The sequence below is a fragment of the Rhodococcoides fascians NBRC 12155 = LMG 3623 genome, from assembly GCF_001894785.1.
Classification (GTDB): Bacteria; Actinomycetota; Actinomycetes; order Mycobacteriales; family Mycobacteriaceae; genus Rhodococcoides; species Rhodococcoides fascians.
In genome coordinates this window covers 26,509-43,771 of record NZ_BCWW01000009.1, presented here as the reverse complement: position 1 = coordinate 43,771, position 17,263 = coordinate 26,509, and the positions used below count along the sequence as shown (strand labels likewise).

General features: G+C 65.3%; 18 protein-coding genes. 6 read left to right on the top strand and 12 right to left on the bottom strand.

All coding sequences use genetic code 11. From position 1 onward, the window contains the following. The first annotated feature begins 14 nt into the window (after positions 1 to 14). The 3 genes from RFA01S_RS18775 to RFA01S_RS18765 are packed head-to-tail and all read left to right on the top strand — an operon-like array spanning position 15 to position 4,220. Positions 15 to 1,418 carry an HNH endonuclease signature motif containing protein gene (locus RFA01S_RS18775; RefSeq protein WP_162182887.1) on the top strand — a complete coding sequence of 468 codons (1,404 nt, stop codon included), beginning with the start codon at positions 15 to 17 and terminating at the stop codon, positions 1,416 to 1,418. 25 nt (positions 1,419 to 1,443) lie between these two features. Next, positions 1,444 to 3,903, top strand: coding sequence for an aminopeptidase N (gene pepN / locus RFA01S_RS18770; RefSeq protein WP_032407366.1), 2,460 nt, complete (start codon positions 1,444 to 1,446; stop codon positions 3,901 to 3,903). A 5-nt stretch (positions 3,904 to 3,908) separates the two neighbouring features. Then, a complete protein-coding gene (locus RFA01S_RS18765) occupies positions 3,909 to 4,220 on the top strand; it encodes a hypothetical protein (protein WP_027498322.1) in 312 nt (103 codons plus the stop codon). Between the two features lie 6 nt (positions 4,221 to 4,226). Here RFA01S_RS18765 and cds1 read toward each other — a convergent pair whose 3' ends face one another. After that, a complete protein-coding gene (cds1, locus tag RFA01S_RS18760) occupies positions 4,227 to 5,309 on the bottom strand; it encodes an L-cysteine desulfhydrase Cds1 (RefSeq protein ID WP_032390602.1) in 1,083 nt (360 codons plus the stop codon). Further along, positions 5,306 to 5,659 (bottom strand): DUF4229 domain-containing protein, encoded by a 354-nt coding sequence (locus tag RFA01S_RS18755; protein ID WP_027498324.1) that lies wholly within the window; start codon positions 5,657 to 5,659, stop codon positions 5,306 to 5,308. Before RFA01S_RS18755 ends, cds1 begins: the two co-directional genes overlap by 4 nt. Before the next feature lie 199 nt (positions 5,660 to 5,858). Between RFA01S_RS18755 and RFA01S_RS18750 the strand changes: the two genes are divergently transcribed. Together RFA01S_RS18750 and RFA01S_RS28210 are read left to right on the top strand one after the other, a co-directional pair. Then, positions 5,859 to 6,074 carry a BldC family transcriptional regulator gene (locus RFA01S_RS18750; RefSeq protein WP_027498325.1) on the top strand — a complete coding sequence of 72 codons (216 nt, stop codon included), beginning with the start codon at positions 5,859 to 5,861 and terminating at the stop codon, positions 6,072 to 6,074. Positions 6,075 to 6,209: 135 nt separating this feature from the next. After that, on the top strand, positions 6,210 to 6,407 hold the full coding sequence (locus RFA01S_RS28210; protein ID WP_027498326.1) for a membrane protein: 198 nt from the start codon (positions 6,210 to 6,212) through the stop codon (positions 6,405 to 6,407). A 9-nt stretch (positions 6,408 to 6,416) separates the two neighbouring features. Here the strand turns inward: RFA01S_RS28210 and RFA01S_RS18740 are convergent, their stop codons facing one another. The 7 genes from RFA01S_RS18740 to hemL all read right to left on the bottom strand — a co-directional run bounded on the left by RFA01S_RS18740 (position 6,417) and on the right by hemL (position 14,239). After that, entirely contained in the window at positions 6,417 to 7,439 is a 1,023-nt protein-coding gene (locus RFA01S_RS18740) for a MinD/ParA family ATP-binding protein (protein WP_371829108.1), read from the bottom strand. A gap of 765 nt (positions 7,440 to 8,204) precedes the next feature. Further along, positions 8,205 to 9,188: a c-type cytochrome biogenesis protein CcsB gene (gene ccsB / locus RFA01S_RS18730; protein ID WP_027498328.1), complete on the bottom strand. Its 984-nt coding sequence runs from the start codon at positions 9,186 to 9,188 to the stop codon at positions 8,205 to 8,207. Positions 9,189 to 9,191: 3 nt separating this feature from the next. After that, the gene (gene resB / locus RFA01S_RS18725) at positions 9,192 to 10,811 is read right to left on the bottom strand and encodes a cytochrome c biogenesis protein ResB (RefSeq protein WP_032407367.1); all 1,620 of its coding nucleotides are present in this window, start codon (positions 10,809 to 10,811) and stop codon (positions 9,192 to 9,194) included. Beyond that, positions 10,808 to 11,617, bottom strand: a complete 810-nt coding sequence (locus RFA01S_RS18720) for a cytochrome c biogenesis CcdA family protein (RefSeq protein WP_032369910.1) — start codon at positions 11,615 to 11,617, stop codon at positions 10,808 to 10,810. The genes resB and RFA01S_RS18720 overlap by 4 nt, the downstream gene beginning before the upstream one ends. Before the next feature lie 5 nt (positions 11,618 to 11,622). After that, on the bottom strand, positions 11,623 to 12,213 hold the full coding sequence (locus RFA01S_RS18715; protein WP_027498331.1) for a TlpA disulfide reductase family protein: 591 nt from the start codon (positions 12,211 to 12,213) through the stop codon (positions 11,623 to 11,625). After that, positions 12,206 to 12,868, bottom strand: coding sequence for a histidine phosphatase family protein (locus RFA01S_RS18710; RefSeq protein ID WP_027498332.1), 663 nt, complete (start codon positions 12,866 to 12,868; stop codon positions 12,206 to 12,208). The genes RFA01S_RS18715 and RFA01S_RS18710 overlap by 8 nt, the downstream gene beginning before the upstream one ends. Before the next feature lie 51 nt (positions 12,869 to 12,919). Further along, entirely contained in the window at positions 12,920 to 14,239 is a 1,320-nt protein-coding gene (gene hemL / locus RFA01S_RS18705; RefSeq protein ID WP_032365224.1) for a glutamate-1-semialdehyde 2,1-aminomutase, read from the bottom strand. Between the two features lie 117 nt (positions 14,240 to 14,356). On the opposite strand from hemL, the gene RFA01S_RS18700 reads away from it, so the two are divergent. Beyond that, positions 14,357 to 14,863 carry a pyridoxamine 5'-phosphate oxidase family protein gene (locus tag RFA01S_RS18700; RefSeq protein ID WP_032407368.1) on the top strand — a complete coding sequence of 169 codons (507 nt, stop codon included), beginning with the start codon at positions 14,357 to 14,359 and terminating at the stop codon, positions 14,861 to 14,863. Here the strand turns inward: RFA01S_RS18700 and RFA01S_RS18695 are convergent. From RFA01S_RS18695 to RFA01S_RS18685, 3 genes are read right to left on the bottom strand one after another with little or no spacing between them, the layout of a single operon-like run. Then, positions 14,860 to 15,387, bottom strand: a complete 528-nt coding sequence (locus RFA01S_RS18695) for a hypothetical protein (protein ID WP_052060721.1) — start codon at positions 15,385 to 15,387, stop codon at positions 14,860 to 14,862. The two genes, RFA01S_RS18700 and RFA01S_RS18695, sit on opposite strands and share 4 nt — an antisense overlap. Before the next feature lie 53 nt (positions 15,388 to 15,440). Further along, positions 15,441 to 16,130, bottom strand: coding sequence for a dethiobiotin synthase (bioD, locus tag RFA01S_RS18690; RefSeq protein WP_032407369.1), 690 nt, complete (start codon positions 16,128 to 16,130; stop codon positions 15,441 to 15,443). Further along, complete coding sequence (locus tag RFA01S_RS18685) at positions 16,127 to 17,260, bottom strand: 8-amino-7-oxononanoate synthase (protein WP_032407482.1); 1,134 nt, start codon at positions 17,258 to 17,260, stop codon at positions 16,127 to 16,129. Before RFA01S_RS18685 ends, bioD begins: the two co-directional genes overlap by 4 nt. Between the last annotated feature and the right edge of the window lie 3 nt (positions 17,261 to 17,263).

Here is a 17,263-nt window from a genome sequence, read left to right as displayed (position 1 = left end):
AGTGGATCGAATACGTGTTCGATCTTGAGTCGCTGGGGGGTGACATGGGGCTACGGAAAGCGGCGTGGGTGACGGGGGACCATTCTCCGCTCGCCGACGTTCTGGGCGCGCGACGGACGATCAACGCTGCCGTCGCTTCGGAACTTGCTCTACTGGACGACTATGTCCGCAGCCGAACGGCCGGCGCGTCACCGTGGGACACCGGGGTCACCGAGGTCACCGAGAAAGATCTGTTCAACTCGGCAGTCTGTGAACTGGCGGCGGCTCTGTCGTCCACGTTTGCCGCCATCAACAACAAGCTGCAGATGTGGCGTCAACTGCGCCCTCTCGTGCGTCAGGGCTTCATCGACGGTGCCCTCGATCTGGAGCGAGTCAGAACGATCCACGATCATCTACTTCATGCCCGTCCGGAGACGGCCGTTGCCCTGGAGACCGAGATTCTCAAGGCCGCCCGGGAGATGGCACCGGGAGCTCTGGGCCGCGAAATCGATCGACTGCTCATCGAGGCCGACGCCGACTGGGACCGTGCGGTACGCAAGCGTGCCGCACGCACCGAGAAGCGAATCCGCCTTCGTCGCCGGGCACGAGGACTGTCGAGCCTGACCACACTGATGACCGACGGCGAAGCCGACGAACAACTTTCGCGGATCGACGCCGAGGTCATAGGCCTGCACCCGGAGGATCCGCGGTCGGACGACCAACGACGGGCCGACGCTCAGACCGCCTTGATGCGCGGGGAGACACTGCTGTGCGAGTGCGCGACATGCCTGACGCCACGCGACAGCGACAGGGCCCCCGAGCACGATGATCCGGACACAGCGGACAACGAACCATCGGACACCGACTGCGCCGCAACCGACGGAACACGCAGCGGCAGTTCCACTTCCGCTGCACCGGGGGACGAGCCGCCGACGAGCCAATCACCGAACACGATCCCACCGGACGCACCGCCACCCAGGCTTCCCACGCCCGGCTCTGTGAATACCAGAGCTACCCGATCGCGGCCGGGTGGAGGAACGCTGATCGAACGGTGGCGTGCCATCGTCGGGGACGACCCCATCGGGATCCACGCCTTGTACCCCGACGGCCATGGGGGCATGAAACTCCCGCCGCCAGGCGCGCTGAGCTATACACCCAGTCGAGCTCTCGCGGCGACGGTTCGAGCCGAGAACCCGTACTGCCTGCATCCTGGCTGCAACGTGCCCTCGGAACGATGCGACCTCGACCACATCGTCGAATTCGACCGACACCGCCCCGAGAAGGGCGGCTGGACCATCCTCACGAACATCGGTCCGCGCTGTCGGCTCCACCACAACCTCAAAACGCGCAAACTTTGGCGCACCGAACTGCTTCCGGACGGAGTGCTGCATATCGTCGATCCACTCGGACGTCACTACTTCACCCCACCCGCCCTGTGAAAAACAATCACCTAGGGTTGGTTCGGTGAGCACCGCGAATCTGACCCGAACCGAAACTCGCAGGCGATCGCGCCACATAGACGGGGTGAAATATCTCGTCGATCTGAACCTCTTGCGCGCCGAGGACACGGACGTCGACACCTTCGAGTCGGTGACGACTATCGAGTTCGATGCGACGACGGCGGCGACATGGGTCGATTTCATCGGTGCGTCCGTGGACGAGGTCACCGTCAACGGCACCGATGCGCAGGTCGATTACGACGGAGCTCGCATTCAACTGGTCGGACTCGCCGACCACAACGTCGTTCGGATACGGGCACGCGGGCGGTACAGCAGGTCGGGTGAAGGACTCCACCGCTTCGTCGACCCCGTCGACGACAACGTCTACCTGTACACCCAGTACGAACCTGCCGATGCGCGACGGGTGTTCGCGAATTTCGAGCAACCCGATCTGAAGGCCTCGTTCACGCTGAGGGTCACAGCACCCCCGGCATGGACGGTCCTGTCCAACCGCGCGGGAGTCACCGACGGCACAGTCACCACGTTCGCCCCGACGCTGCCCATATCGACGTACATCACCGCGGTTGCGGCCGGACCGTACCACGGCGTCGAATCGTCCTGGACCCGAGGCGATCTGACTGTCCCGCTCGGCGCGTACTGCCGCGCATCCCTCGCCGAGTATTTCGACGCCGAGGACATCTTCGACATCACCGAGCGTGGCCTCGACTTCTTCCACGACAAGTTCGACTATGCGTACCCGTTCGGTAAGTACGACCAGATTTTCGTCCCCGAATACAACCTCGGTGCGATGGAGAACCCCGGGCTCGTCACGTTCACCGAATCGTACGTATTCCGTTCGGCAGCAACCGAAGCCCAGTACGAGGCTCGGGCGAACACGATTCTGCACGAGATGGCGCACATGTGGTTCGGCGACCTCGTCACGATGCAATGGTGGGACGATCTGTGGCTCAAGGAGTCGTTCGCCGACTACATGGGTGCGTACGCGTCGGCCGAAGCCACCCGGTTCACCGATGCCTGGGTCAGTTTCGCGAACCGCCGAAAGGCGTGGGCCTATTTGCAGGATCAGCTTCCCACCACTCACCCGATCGTCGCCGACATCACCGACCTCGAGGCAGCCAAGCTCAACTTCGATGGCATCACCTACGCCAAGGGCGCAAGCGTGCTCAAACAGTTGGGGGCGTTCGTCGGTGCCGACGCCTTTTTCGCAGCGTCCCGCAACTACTTTCGTACGCATGCCTTCGGTAATACGACCCTGACGGATCTCTTGAGCGAGATGTCCACCGCCAGCGGGCGAGACCTCGAGGCCTGGGCGGGCGCGTGGCTGCAGACCACCGGCGTGTCCACACTGACTTATACAGGCGACGCCGTCGAGCAGTCGGATCCGCGTCCGCACCGCATCGCGGTCGGGCTCTACGATCCGGACGAGGCCGGAAATCTCACGAGGACCCACCGCTACGAACTCGACATCACCGACTCGCGAACGCCCGTCGACTTCCCCGATTCTGCACTGGTTCTGCTCAACGACGACGATCTGACCTACGCCAAGATCCGATTCGACGAGCGCTCCACCGCCACCGTGCGGACCTCACTCGATCGCATCGTCGATCCCCTTGCACGAGGGCTGGTGTGGTCGGCACTGTGGAACTCCACCCGGGACGCCGAGCTCTCTGCGATCGAATACCTGGACATCGCAACCAGATTCGCGCCGACCGAACCCAAGATCGGGTTGCTCTCCGCAGTCACGGCCAACGTCACGTACACACTCGCGCACTACCTCCCCGAAGACCGACGGGACGAGCCCACCCGGCATTGGCTCGAAGCGTCGTGGCGGCAGCTGCAATCGAGCGAACCCGGAAGCGACGCGCAGTTGGTGTGGGCGCGGGCGGTCGCATCGGCTGCGCAGCTCGACGACTTCCTGGCCGACGATCTACGCTCCCTGCTCGATGGCACCGCGACCATTGCCGGGCTGAGGCTGGACCCCGATCAGCGCTGGGCATTCTGGCTGGCACTCGCCGCCACCGGACACGCAACTATCGCAGAGCTGGATGCCGAACTCGGTTCGGACGACACACTTTCGGGGCGCACTGCCCACACCGCGGCGGCGACGGCGATCCCTGACGCCACAGTCAAAGCGAGCGCGTGGACTTCCATCACCGAGCGCGACGACGTGTCCAACGATGTTCTCGACGCCTTCATCACCGGGTTCGGGGCGGGTCACCGACCGGACCTCACTCAACCGTACGAGGACCGGTATTTCGAGTCCATCTCCTCGTTGTGGACCTCACGCAGCATCGAGATCGCACGGAGGATAGTTGTTCGCCTCTTTCCTCAGCGATCGTCGACCGACAGTGCAGACGTGTGGCTCGCCGAGCACGAGTGGGCACCGGCTGCGTTGCGGCGCTTGGTGATCGAGCAGAGAGATCACCTGGCCCGGAGTTTGCGCGTGCAAGCTCGGCTAGGGTGACGATCATGTCCGACCATGATGCTCGACGTTCGTTCGCCACATCCGCTCTCGCCGCAGGCGGCTTGCTCGGCGGCTTCGCTGTTGCTCGCCGGTCGCACAATCGCCAACTCGGCGGAGCAGTGCTCGCTGCAGTCGGCGTTGTCTGCACCACGCAATGGCAGAAGTCGTCGGGCTCGGCTCGTGCCGGCGCACTGCTCGGGACGTACCTCGTGGCGTTCGGTGCGTCGCATCCGCTCGCGAAGAAGATCGGTGCGTGGCCGGCCGTCGGGACGGTCGCCGCTGTCACTGCGGTGACGTCGATGGTCGTGACCTGGTAGATCTGCTCAGAACACCCCGGTACGGATGAACTGCTCGAGCGCGGCGGTCGGTTCGTCGAGATCCATCCCCTGGCCCGCGACCCAGGTGTCGTCGAAATAGGTTTGCGAGTAACGGTCGCCGCCGTCGCACAACAACGTCACCACACTGCCGGTGCGTCCCGCGGCAATCATCTCGGAGATCAATCCGAAGGCACCCCAGATGTTGGTGCCGGTGGATCCTCCCACTCGTTTACCGATCGCAGCCGAAGTGAATCTCGCGGCCGCCACCGACGCAGCGTCGGGCACCGCGATCATTCGATCGATCACTTGGCCGACGAAGGACGGTTCCACCCGCGGTCGCCCGATGCCTTCGATACGTGAGGACTTACCGGTCTCGAAACTCGCGTCACCGGTTTCGTAGCCTCCGATGAAGGCCGAATTCTCTGGGTCCACCACGGCCAAACGCGTTGCGTGTCTGCGGTATCGGATGTAGCGACCGATGGTGGCGCTCGTTCCGCCTGTTCCCGCGCCTACGACCACCCAATCGGGGATAGGACATTTCTCGAGCCGGAGCTGATCGTAGATGGACTCGGCGATGTTGTTGTTCCCCCGCCAATCGGTGGCCCGTTCGGCGTGGGTGAACTGGTCCATGTAATGGCAGTCGGGTTCGGCTGCGAGCCGGTGCGCCTCGGTGTACATCTCACCCGGGTGGTCGACGAAGTGGCAGCGCCCACCGTGCGATTCGATGAGGGCGATCTTGGCGGGACTTGTACTTCTGGGCATGACTGCGACGAACTTCAATCCCAGCAGGCCGGCGAAATATGCCTCACTGACCGCCGTGGAGCCGGACGACGCCTCGACGACCGTGGTTCGCGCGGTGACCCAGCCGTTGCAGATCGCGTACAGAAACAGCGATCGCGCCAGCCGGTGTTTGAGGCTGCCGGTGATGTGAGTGGATTCGTCCTTGAGGTACAGCGAGATTCCCCATGCGGCAGGCAGTGGATAGCTCAGCAGGTGTGTGTCGGCACTGCGCTGAGAATCGGCTTCGATCAACCGGACTGCGTTGTCGACCCACTCACGCGATCCGGAGCGGTCCACCGATGCGGTCACTTGCGGCCGTCTTCACCGCGCAGCTTGGACTGCAGGTCCGCGCGAGCGGTGCGTCGGTGTTCGTCGACCGCAGCGATGGACTCGTTGACGCGGATGCGCATCTGCTTGAACAGAAGCAGGGACAACGGCAGCGAGATGAGGACGCCGAAGATCGCCGCGACGAGGATCGGAACCTCGATGCCGAAGAGTAAACCGACACCGATGATGATCGCGGCGATGACGATGACGAGCGCCAGACGCGCAAACGTGTACACGGCGAGATTGACGGCAAGGGACTTCTTCGCAGAACGGCCGGGCGTGGGGTTTCCGCTGGTCGGGTCGCTTCGGTCGGCATTCGTCGCATCGCTCACGAGCTCAAGGTTACCGGTCACGCCAGGGCTTCCCACCCACCCCTGGCGTGACCGATTTGTCCATTACCTCCCCTTTACCAACCTTGTATCAGTCGAGTACCTAGGGGTCCGAGTGCAACCATGGGGCTCACAACACCGCAGACCGATATCTCCGGTTCGACGCAAATGCACAGAACCGCACCGTAGGAGGACACGACAGATGAGCGCACCCACGTTCCACAAAGCTCAGGACTCACTTCTCACACCGGGTCAGGTAGCAGCGCTTTTTCACGTCGACCCCAAGACCGTGACTCGCTGGGCGCACGCCGGACGTCTTGGATCGCTCCGCACTCCCGGCGGACACCGTCGCTTCCGCGAAACCGAGGTCATGCAGCTGCTGACTTCTCTGACGACCGAAGCCGGCGTACAGCACTGAGACAGGCCATTCGGCGCAGTTTCGGCAACGACCTCCGCACCCGTACGAACTCATCGAACATTCTCAGGAATCTTCGACGCTCGACGGGTGCGGAGGTCGTTGCATGACGGCTACCCTCGTAGTAGGAGGTGCGTCGTGATCTATCTATTGGCGTTGATCGGTTTGGTGGCAGTGATTGTGCTGCTGTGGAAGGCATTCGGACCCAGCACGCAACCTGAACCCCCGCGGACTGTCGGGCCCGATGACGATCCGGAATTTCTCTGGAAAATCAACCGGGACGCTCGTCGCGGAGGCAAGGACGGGACCGACGCCGGCACTGAAGTCGGCGAATAAAGTTTCCGATCAGCTGCGGCGAGAAGTAGTGGGCGAGGCCGGAAAGCCTGCTGCCACCGCCGCAGCTACTTCGAGGAGTGCCTTCCGCGTGCGTCCACGAAGCCTGCCCAGTTCGATCTCAGCCCCCTCCTCCAGATGCGGGTCGAACGGAATCGTCCGAACCTGAGCGCATCGCTGCTCGAAATGTTCGACCACCTTCTGCAAGTCGACTTTTCCCGCCCTCGGTCTTACCGCGTTGACCACCGCCACCGACGTGGCCACCAGCTCTCGATAGCCATGAGCATCCAGCCAATCCAATGTCGCCGACGCGCTCCGCGCCCCGTCCACCGACCCTGAGCTGACGACGACCAGAGTGTCCGCGCCCTCGAGAATGCTCTCCATCGCCGAATGCATCAATCCGGTGCCGCAGTCGGTGATGACGATGCTGTAGAACTTCTCGAGCAGTGTCACCGTTCGGTCGTAGTCGTCACCGCTGAATGCCTCGGACGCCGCCGGGTCCGAATCGGAGGCCAGCACCTCCAGCCGATGGACGTTCTGTGACGTGTAGGCCCGAACGTCGCTGTAGCGCTCCAAGGAATCCATGTCTCGCAACAGATTTCGGACCGTCGCCGTCGTTTCCGACGGTACTTTCTGCCCCAGCGTTCCGCGGTCGGGGTTCGCGTCGATCGCAATCACGCGGTCACCGCGGATGTCCGCGAACGTCGAGCCCAACGTCGCCGTTGTCGTCGTCTTTCCGACCCCACCCTTCAACGAGAGCACCGCGACGCGGTAGCACCCCACCAATGGTCGATCGACCTGCGCGGTCAATTCGAGGCGTCGCTGTTGCGCCGGACTGTTCCCCACATCGATCCGACCACCGGACATCAGATACAGCGCACGACGCCACCCGGCCACCGGAGCGACACTTGCCGACCTGATGAGCAACGAATCGCCGAGGTCGGCCGCCGACATCGGCTGCGACAGCGGTCGATGATCCGGCTGAACGACAGCAGCCACGGCAGGAACCACAACAGGAACATGGCCGGGCACCATCGGTTGCGGCCACGAACCGGGTTGCGGAGCCCACTGCCCATACCCCTGACCCTGCCCATATCCCTGCCCATGCCCATGCGTCGGCCAGCCGTTCTGGGACTGCCACTGATTCTGGGCTGCCCACTCGTTGTTCGGCTGCCAATATTGCTGGGGCACAACAGCATTCTGGGGCAACACCACCCCGTTCTGCGGCTGGACAGGGTGCTGACCCTGTTGCCCAGGCGGCTGCGGCTCGCCCGTGGGCCGAGTCGGCGGACCAGGGGCCATGGCCATGTCGGACGAAACCGGTGGCACAACCGGTGGACCCGATGCTTCGGGCATCGTCGGCATCTCGTCGGTCGGTGGCGTCACCTCGACGGGTGGAGTCGGCATTGCCGCGACAACAGGATTCGGGCTCGGAGCATCCGCGGGCGGCATGGCGATGGGGGTGGATCGGAACGGTTCACGCTCACCCGAAACCCGAGACTCCCCCACAACCCGAGAAGACCCCGCAGTCTCAGCAGACCCCGCAACCCCCGAAACTTCCCCAACCTCGGCAGACCCGACAACCGGGGTCTCGGTCACCACCGGCTCCGGCGTGTTCGGGGGTTCGTCGTCGTCCATCGGTCGGACGGGTTGCCAATTGTTTCCGTGCCGATCGGCCATGACCGATTTCCCCCCAGTGTGCGTCCCGCGTCGAGTGCCGGCTCGGATGTCTCCCCCATCGAGCCGGATCGGACGCTACCAGCTGCACGTCGGCAGCGGAGCGTGTGGAACGCGCAGAGGTCAGTTCAGTCCTGCGTAGCTGTGCAGACCGGAGACGACCATGTTGATGATGAAGAGGTTGAACAGCATGGCAGTGAATCCACCGACGTTGATCCACGCGGCGCGGGTGTTTCGCCAGCCGGAGGTAGCGCGGGCGTGCAAGTAAGCGGCGTAGATGATCCACGTGATGAAGGACATCGTTTCTTTGGGGTCCCAGCCCCAGAAACGTCCCCATGCGGCCTCGGCCCAGATCGCGCCGAGGATGACGCCGGCTCCGAACAGCGGGAAGGCGACGATGGTCGTCTTGTAGGCGAGTCGGTCGAGGGCTTGGGCGTCAGGAAGCTTGGAGGCGAAGCGGCCCCAGAATCCCACGCTCTCCTCGCCCAGGGGCTGTTTGATGCGCAGCAGGAACAGCAGGCTCGCGACACCGGAGACCAGCAGGATGCCGCTGCCGACGCTGACGATGGTGACGTGGATGGGCAGCCAGTAGGAGCGCAGTGCCGGGACGACGGGTGCGGCATCGGCGTAGAGCTTGGTGGCGGCGAAGAACATCAGCACGATGATGGGTGCGAGGACGAACACCAGCATCGGGCGCATCGTCTTCTTGCGCAGCACCACCACGGAGGTCAGTGCTGCGGCAGCGGTTGCCATGGTGACGAACTCGTACATGTTGCCCAGCGGGAATCGGTGGGTGGCGAATCCGCGGAGCACGACCGAGGCGATGTGGAGGACGAGGGCCGGTGCGAGCAGCGCGAAGCCCATGCCTGCGAGGCGTTCGGACAGCGGGCGCTTGGGTGCCTCGATGACGCGTCCCGGGCCGGAGGACGCAGCCTGCGACGACGCGGTCACCGGGGCTCCGGCACCGACGAGCTCCTTGGCCTGGGCGGCCGTCGCCTTGGCGGAGGCGTATTGGGCGATGAGCAGGACGAACGCAAGCACGTAGATGGTGAAGGCTGATTCGAACGACCAGTCGCTGTACTGCGAGAGTGTCTCGTTGATCGGCATCGGTCAGTTCTCCTGTTTCGAGGTGTCGCCGAGCAGGCGGGTGCACAGGCGGTCGAACTCTTCGCCCCACCCCGCCTGATCGGTGCGTGCAAGTCCGCCGAGTTCTACTACAGTACGTCGTGAGTCGCCGTCGGCGGTGAGTCGGACCCAGATTCTGCGACGTTTGATCACCAATGAGACGAGCAGTCCGCCCATCATCGTCAGCGCGAACACCAGGACCCAGGTCTGAGCCGGGTCGTGCGATACCTGCAGGTTGACGAATTCCTTCGCCCCGTCGAATCTGACGACGGTGCCGTCGCTGAGTGTGGCCGACTCCCCGGGCATGAGGTTGACGCGGTCCTGCTTGACGAGCCTGCCCTGGGCGATCATTTCCTGATCGAGCGAGAAGATGGACTGCGGGAGTCCGGTGTCGAGTCCGGTGTCGCCTTTGTAGATGTCGATGGCGACGGCTGGGTCGTTCATCGCCGGGAAGCTCGACGACAGCAGACTGCCGTGGAACGACGCCGTCGGGGCGAACAGTCCTTCGATGGCGATCTGGTTCTTACGCCGGTCCAGCGCGTCGGGGTAGAGGCCACCGGGTGGGTCGACTCGCAGTACCCCGCTGGAGAGGAATGTGGTGGCGTCCGTCGGCTGCCATTGGATGGTGTCGGTGCGGGTCTCGCCGTTCGGGAACGTCACCGTGAACGTGGGCGCGTAGCCGTGGCCCTGCAGGTAGACGCGGTCGCCTGCGACCCGCAGCGGGTGATTGACCTGCAGTCGGTCGTCCTGCCAGTCGTTGTTCGCCAGGTCTTCGCCGGCCTGGTATTGGATGTTCGAGGTGAACATTTCCGCCTGGCCGTTGTCGAGGTAGTCCGCCTGGAAGTCCTTGACGCGCAAGCACAACGGCTCGAGGTCGGTGCCGTCGACGAGGTTGCCCGCCCGGAACGAGTCGTAGTTGGCAGGCGTGGAGGTACAGAATCCGGGGCCGTCGTCGGCGATGACGATGCGGTTTCCCTCGTAGCCGAGCAGCTTGCCCATGGCGATCGCGGCCAACAGTCCGACGAGCGAGAGGTGGAACACGAGGTTGCCGAGTTCGCGAACGTAGCCCTTCTCCGCCGAGAGCGTCACTGCCCCACTGCCCTCGGACCGTTGCGCGACGCGCCACCCACGCAGCTGAGTACGAACCTGGGCTGCGATCTCCTCGGGTGCGCCGTCGACGTCGTACCGGGTGTGGTGCGGCAGGCGCGAGAGGTTCCGCGGCGCACGAACGGGCTTGGTACGCAACTGTTTTGCGTGCTCGATGCACCGCGGCAGGATGCAGCCGATCAGGGAGACGAACAGTAGTGCGTAGATCGCGGTGAACCAGAAGCTGCCGAACACGTCGAACAGTTCGAGCTTGTCCATGATGGGGCCGAGTGTCGGACGGTCGGCGATGTATTGGTCGACCTTGCCCGCGTTGAGGCTGCGTTGCGGTACCAGGGCTCCGGGCACGGCGGCGAAGGCCAGCAGGAACAGCAGCACCAGCGCGGTCCGCATACTGGTGAGCCCGCGCCAGGTGTTGCGCACCACGGCCACGGCCTTACCGAGTACGGATTGCTTGTGCGGCGGCGACGCTTCTGTCCGCTCCTCGGTCTCGGCGGTCATATCGGCAACACCACATCGGAGACGAAGGCGTCGCGCACCCAGCCGACGAATTGATCCCAGGCACCGGTGACCAGTGCAATTCCTACCGCTATCAACATGATTCCGCCGAACACCTGTATCTGTCGTGCGTGTGTACGTAGCCAGCCGACGCCTCGCAGTGCGCTGACCGATCCGAACGCGAGGATCACGAACGGCAATCCAAGACCGAGGCAGTACGCCACGATGAGGGTGACTCCGCGGGCAGCCGTGGCACCGTCGGTGCCTGCGGCGAGCGAGATGACGCCGGCGAGGGTGGGCCCGAGGCACGGGGTCCAGCCGAGTGCGAACACTCCCCCGAGCAAGGGCGCTCCGGCGAGGGAGCCGATCTGCTTCGGCTCGAACCGCACATCGCGCTGCAGCGCGGGAATCAGTCCGACGAACACCAGGCCCATGGCGATGGTGACGACGCCGCCGATTCGCATGAGCAGTTCGCGGTTGATCGCCAGCACCGAAATTGCACCGAACACCGACGCGGTGGCGAGAACGAACACCACGGTGAATCCGAGGACGAACAGCCCCGCGGCTCCCGCGACGCGCAGCCGACCGCTGCGCACCTTCGTCTTGACGGCCGCTTCGTCGGCGCTGACCGCCGGTGCGTCGGCTCCGACGACCCCGGCGAGGTACGACAGATATCCCGGAACCAGCGGTACGACGCACGGTGATGCGAAGGAGACGAGCCCGGCCAGGACGCAGGCTCCGAGGGCCAGCAGCAGCGGCCCGGAGGCCGCAGCTTCCTGGAAACTCGCGCCGACGCCGGCTAGGTACATCTCGCTCACGGCTGCACAGGCTCCTCGGCTGCCACGCGCTCGACGACGGGCTGCAGGTCCTCGACGAGCAGTTCACGCAGGAACACTGCGGCCACGCGGTGCTGTCGATCGAGCACGATGGTCGTCGGAATGACAGAGGTCGGAACGCCGCCGAGCGCGGTCAGGGTGCGCATCGGCGGGTCGTAGATCGAGGAGTACGTGACGTTGTTGCTGACGACGAAATCCTGTGCTGCGGTCTGTGATTCGTCGCGCACGTTGATGCCGAGGAATTCGACGCCGGAGGCTTTGGTGGCCTCGTAGACCTTCTCGAGGTCGTCCGCTTCTCCGCGGCACGGTCCGCACCACTGACCCCAGACGTTGAGGACGACGACGTCACCCTCGTAGTCCGACAACGAGGTCGTCTTGCCTTCGGTCATCAGGTCGGGTCCGGAGAGTTCGCCGAGTGCGCCGCGGTCGGACGGCGGATCGTAGAAGATTTCGGTCTTTCCGCCGGGCGAGACGAACTGGAAGGTTCCGCCCTGAGCAACCGCGTCGGTGCCGGTCGAACAGCCGGCGACGAGGGCCACAGCGGCAACCGCGAGTAGTAACCTACGCACCGGTGATCCTCGGGTCGGATGCTCCTGCTGGCTCGGAGTAGACGAGATCGACGAGCTGATCGCCCTCGTAGACCAGTGACGTCAGCGACGCGAGTCCACACTGGCGATTGCGCGGGTCGTGCCAGAGCCGGTCGCCCTGGAGGAACCGGCGCAGCGTCCAGACCGGGAGTTGGTGGCTCACGCAGACGGCCTCGTGCCCGACGGCTGCGACTCTGGCCGCGTTGACGGCGGCGAGCATGCGGTGCGCGATCTGCAGATACGGCTCGCCCCAGGACGGGGTGAACGGGTCGCGCAGCTTCCACCAGTGCCGAGGCCTACGCAGGGCTCCGTCGCCGACGGCAACGCGCAGCCCCTCGAACTCGTTACCCGCCTCGATGAGATTCTCGTCCTCGGACACCGTCAGGCCGTGGGCTGCCGCGATCGGGGCAGCAGTCTCCTGGGCGCGTTGCAACGGCGACGCGACGACGTGGGTGATGTCGTGACCGGCGAGCGCATCTGCGACGGCCTTGGCCTGGGACTGGCCGGTGACCGACAGCTTGAAGCCGGGCAACCGCCCGTAGAGGATGCCCTTGGGGTTGTGCACCTCGCCGTGCCGGAGGACGTGCACGATGGTGCGCGTCGTCGAGTGCGGGTGTGTTGCGGGGGCCTCGGTCACGTCGGGGTCCTGTTTCTCGCTAGTCGGGTGGTGATCACTTCTGAGTGGACGTCACAGTGGTGCTACAGCGGCTGCCGCAGCCTTCGCAGCGGCCGGGGCCGCGTCGGCGATGATCTCGAAAGCTCGGTCGTCGAGCGCAGCCGAGACGAACCATGCCTCGAATGCGCTCGGCGGCGGGTACACCCCGCGAGAGAGGAACGCGTGGAAGAACGCCGGGTAGCGCCACGTCTGGGCAGCCTTGGCCTGCGCGTAGTCGGTGACGGGTCCATCGGCGAAGAACACACTCACCATAGTGCCCGCGAACTGCACGTGGTGGTGGACGCCTTCGGCGGTGAGAGCATCGCCGAGCAGTGTTCCGAGTCGCTGTGAGTTGGTCTGCAGCTTCTCGTAGACGGCGGCGTCGGCCAGTTGCAGGCTCGTCAGGCCGGCAGCGACGGCGACGGGGTTTCCGCTGAGGGTGCCCGCCTGGTACACCGGCCCGGCCGGTGCGAGGTAGGCCATGACGTCCGCGCGGCCACCGAATGCTGCGGCCGGCAGCCCGCCGGACATGACCTTGCCGAAGGTGTAGAGGTCGCCGGCGACACCGTCGATGCCGTACCAGCCTGCGGCGCTGACACGGAATCCGGTCATCACCTCGTCCATGATCAGCAATGCGCCGCGCTCGGTCGCGAGTCGGCGTAGTCCCTCGTTGAAGCCGGTGACCGGCGGGATCGCGCCCATGTTGCCCGCGGCCGCTTCGGTGATGATGCACGCGATCTCGCCGGGATTGGCGTCGAACGCGGCGGTGACGGCGTCGAGGTCGTTGTAGGGAACGACGATGGTGTCCGATGCCTGAGCGCCGGTCACTCCGGGTGACGTCGGCAGTCCGAAGGTGGCCAGTCCCGAGCCCGCGTCGGCCAGCAGGGCGTCGACGTGGCCGTGGTAGCAGCCGGAGAATTTGAGGATCTTGGTGCGGCCGGTGAAGCCGCGCGCCAGACGCACCGCGCTCATCGTGGCCTCTGTGCCCGAATTCACAAGGCGAACCTGGTCGACGGGGCCGACGCGGCGCACGATTTCCTCGGCGAGTTCGATTTCGCGCTCGGTGGGTGCGCCGAACGACAGTCCGGTTGCGGCCGCCTTCTGGACTGCCTCGACGATCGCCGGATGGGCGTGTCCGTGGATCATCGGACCCCAGGACGAGATGAGGTCGACGTAGGACTTCCCGTCCGCGTCGGTCATCGTGTATCCGCTGGCCTGCGTGATGAAGCGTGGAGTGCCGCCGACCGATGCGAACGCACGCACCGGAGAGTTGACGCCACCTGGAATCACTGTGCTCGCGCGGGCGAAGAGTTGGGCCGATACGGGGGCGTCGTTGCCGTCAGGAACAGTCACGACTTCCAGTGTCCCAGGTTCTGCGAAATCACCAACTACAGGGCGTAATAATCGCCGAAACAGGGAGTCGGCCTGGTTTCGGCGATTGAAGACCCCCGCCCCGGGTATTTACTTTCGATGACAAACACCGATGGCGTCACCAAGGTCGCCGAATTGATGTCCGAAGCCGGACTGTGCATGTTCACCACCGTGGGCCGGGACGGCCACCTCCTCTCGCGTCCGATGGCACTGCAGGAGGCGGAGTTCGACGGGGACCTGTGGTTTTTCGCAGCGCAGGACTCCAGAAAGGTACGCGACATCGCCGCCGACCCGACGGTCAACGTCTCGTTCCAATCCGGTCAGGGCTGGGTGTCGCTGTCCGGTACTGCTGCGGTCGTCGAGAACAAGGCCAAGGCGGAGGAGCTGTGGAATTCTCGGGCGGCCGCGTGGTTCGAGAAGAACCCCGATTCACGTGAGGTCGCTCTGATCCACGTGGCCGCCGAAGGTGCCGAGTACTGGTCCACCCCGGGCTCGAAGGTGTCGACCCTGCTGGCCTACGCCAAGGCGAAGGTCACCCATGAGCGTCCGAACCTAGGCGAGAACGACGTGGTCGAACTCCAACTGCCCAATACCTCGACGAGCTAGTTCCGCTCGTGCCGGGCTGCCGTCGGGGGCAAGTCCGGATTACCGGTCACGCCATGCTGTCCTGCCTCGGACCGGTCGGCACTCGCGTTCCGATCGACAGTCGCGTTGTGCTGCGCACCGAAGTCCCGATCCGCGCCCGCGTCGCGGCCGACGTTGTGGTCACCGGTCACCTTGCGGTCGCCCTTCACATCCGGATCGATGTGGTTCGCGCGCTCGAACTGTGAGTTCACTTCGTCGCGTGATGCCGCCGCGACTCCCTGGTGAGATTGGGCCTGCTGAGCAAGTTTCTCTGCCTCGGCAGCTTTGACGTCCGCCTCCGCCTGGGCGCGACGTGCCTTGGCCTCGCTCTCGCGGGCCTGCAGTTCACGCTCCTCGACGACGGTCGCCTGATCGGCCGCCTTCTCGCGAAGGTGGTTCGCTTCCAGCCTCTTTCGCTCTTTGCCCTTGCGTGCCACAACCAAGGCGACGGCAATGACCAACACTACGACTACTACTGCAACGATGATCCACACTGCGGTGCTCATGATGGAACTCCCGATCTGTTCCGACTGCCGAAGTGGCAGACGTTCCGAGCCGGTTACCCGAGTAATGAGCCGGCAAACTCGCCGAACTTCGTCCAGGCGAGCGCACCGAAGTTCTTTGCGTCCAGCGCGGCGGCCCCGGTCGGCACAGACGCCAGCAGCTCGACGCCCGTCACGAGCGGCAACTCCTCCACGTTGACCCGCGCCGCCAGATCGGGTTCGGCCGGCCACGATCCGATCACCAGGCCCGCACAGGTCACACCCGCTGCGCGCACCGCGGCGACGGTCAGCGCGCTGTGGTTGAGCGTCCCCAGCTCCGCCCCTGCCACGATCAGGACCGATGCGCCGACGGCGCCGGCGACATCGAGTGCGGTGAACCCGCCGGCACCCAGGCGCACCGCTACCCCGCCCGCACCCTCGACCACGACGAGATCGTGAGCCTCGTCGAGGACTCGCACCGCGTCGACGACGTGGTCGAGTTCGAGCATCGACCGACCCGAACGGCGTGCTGCGACGTCGGGCGCGAGCGGCTCGGGGTACCGCACCAGCTCGATCCCGCGGATGCCCGAAAGACGTTCCACCACATCCATATCCGACTCGTCCAGGCCGTCGTCACCGACTCCGGTCTGCGCCGGTTTGCACACCGCCACTGTCCGGCCCTGTGCCCGGGTTGCGGCCGCGAGCGCCGCGGTCACCACGGTCTTGCCGACGCCGGTCGACGTTCCGGTGACGAGAAGAACCGTCATCCCGACACCGCCGCACGCAACACCGTCGAGAGAACGGACGTGGCACGGTCGATATCGGTGTCGCTGAGGTCGGCGCGCGCGGTCAAACGCAGCCGAGATGCGTTCGCGGGAACCGACGGCGGCCGAAAGCACCCGACGCGCACGCCCAGGTTCAGACACTCCCCGGCCGCGCGGACGGCACGCACTGCGTCGCCGAGTACTACCGGAACCACCGCCGACGCCGTCGGCGAAACACCGGCGGCCGCCGCCAATTGCCCTGCCCGCCGACCGATCGCAGCGACCCGATCGGGTTCGCTGCGCAGCACCGCCAGCGCTGCCGATGCCGCGCCGACCGCGGCCGGGGCGAGTGCGGTATCGAAGACGAAGCTGCGCGCACTGTGCAGTACCTGGTGCCGTACCGCCGCCGGCCCGAGCACCACCCCACCCTGCGATCCCAGCGCCTTGGACAGCGTCGCGGTGATCACCAGGTCCGGCAGTCCCGCCACACCGGCGTCGTGGACGGCACCGCGCCCACCGTCACCTCGGACGCCCAGCCCGTGGGCTTCGTCGACGATCAGCACCGCGTTCCATCTCCGGCACGCCGCGTACAGCTCGTGCAGCGGCGCGAGATCGCCGTCGGCGCTGAAGATCGAGTCGGTCACCACGAGCGCGCGAGATTCCGTTCGTTCGCGGAGCAACTGCTCGACGTGCTCGACGTCGCGATGCCGCGCCACGGCCACCCGCGCCCGAGACAGACGGCAGGCATCGATCAACGACGCGTGCGACGCGGCGTCCGAGATCACGACGGAGTCGCGGTCGGCGAGCGCGGTGACGACTCCGAGATTGGCGGTGTAGCCGGACGAGAAGACCAGTCCGGTCTCGGCACCGACGAAGTCGGCAAGGTCCTGCTCGAGCTGTTCGTGGGCGGTGGTCGTGCCGGTGACCAATCGAGATCCGGTGGACCCGGTGCCCCACCGACGCGTGGCCGCGCAGGCCGCGTCGACGACGTGCGGATGACGAGACAGGCCGAGGTAGTCGTTCGACGCCAGGTCGAGTGTCGAATCCTCGGGACTGCGAGCGTGGACGACGCGCTCGAGCCCGGCCGCGCGACGGTCGTATGCGGCGGCGTCGAGCCAATCGAGTGCACTCATGTC

What these genes read in the sequence shown, in the direction of transcription:
- RFA01S_RS18765 (WP_027498322.1), top strand. Translation starts at nt 3,909, where the DNA reads ATGTCCGACCATGATGCTCGACGTTCGTTCGCCACATCCGCTCTCGCC.
- RFA01S_RS18750 (WP_027498325.1), top strand. Translation starts at nt 5,859, where the DNA reads ATGAGCGCACCCACGTTCCACAAAGCTCAGGACTCACTTCTCACACCG.
- RFA01S_RS18740 (WP_371829108.1), bottom strand. Translation starts at nt 7,439, where the DNA reads ATGGTGCCCGGCCATGTTCCTGTTGTGGTTCCTGCCGTGGCTGCTGTC.
- ccsB (WP_027498328.1), bottom strand. Translation starts at nt 9,188, where the DNA reads ATGCCGATCAACGAGACACTCTCGCAGTACAGCGACTGGTCGTTCGAA.
- resB (WP_032407367.1), bottom strand. Translation starts at nt 10,811, where the DNA reads ATGACCGCCGAGACCGAGGAGCGGACAGAAGCGTCGCCGCCGCACAAG.
- RFA01S_RS18720 (WP_032369910.1), bottom strand. Translation starts at nt 11,617, where the DNA reads ATGTACCTAGCCGGCGTCGGCGCGAGTTTCCAGGAAGCTGCGGCCTCC.
- RFA01S_RS18700 (WP_032407368.1), top strand. Translation starts at nt 14,357, where the DNA reads ATGACAAACACCGATGGCGTCACCAAGGTCGCCGAATTGATGTCCGAA.
- RFA01S_RS18695 (WP_052060721.1), bottom strand. Translation starts at nt 15,387, where the DNA reads ATGAGCACCGCAGTGTGGATCATCGTTGCAGTAGTAGTCGTAGTGTTG.
- bioD (WP_032407369.1), bottom strand. Translation starts at nt 16,130, where the DNA reads ATGACGGTTCTTCTCGTCACCGGAACGTCGACCGGCGTCGGCAAGACC.
- RFA01S_RS18685 (WP_032407482.1), bottom strand. Translation starts at nt 17,260, where the DNA reads ATGAGTGCACTCGATTGGCTCGACGCCGCCGCATACGACCGTCGCGCG.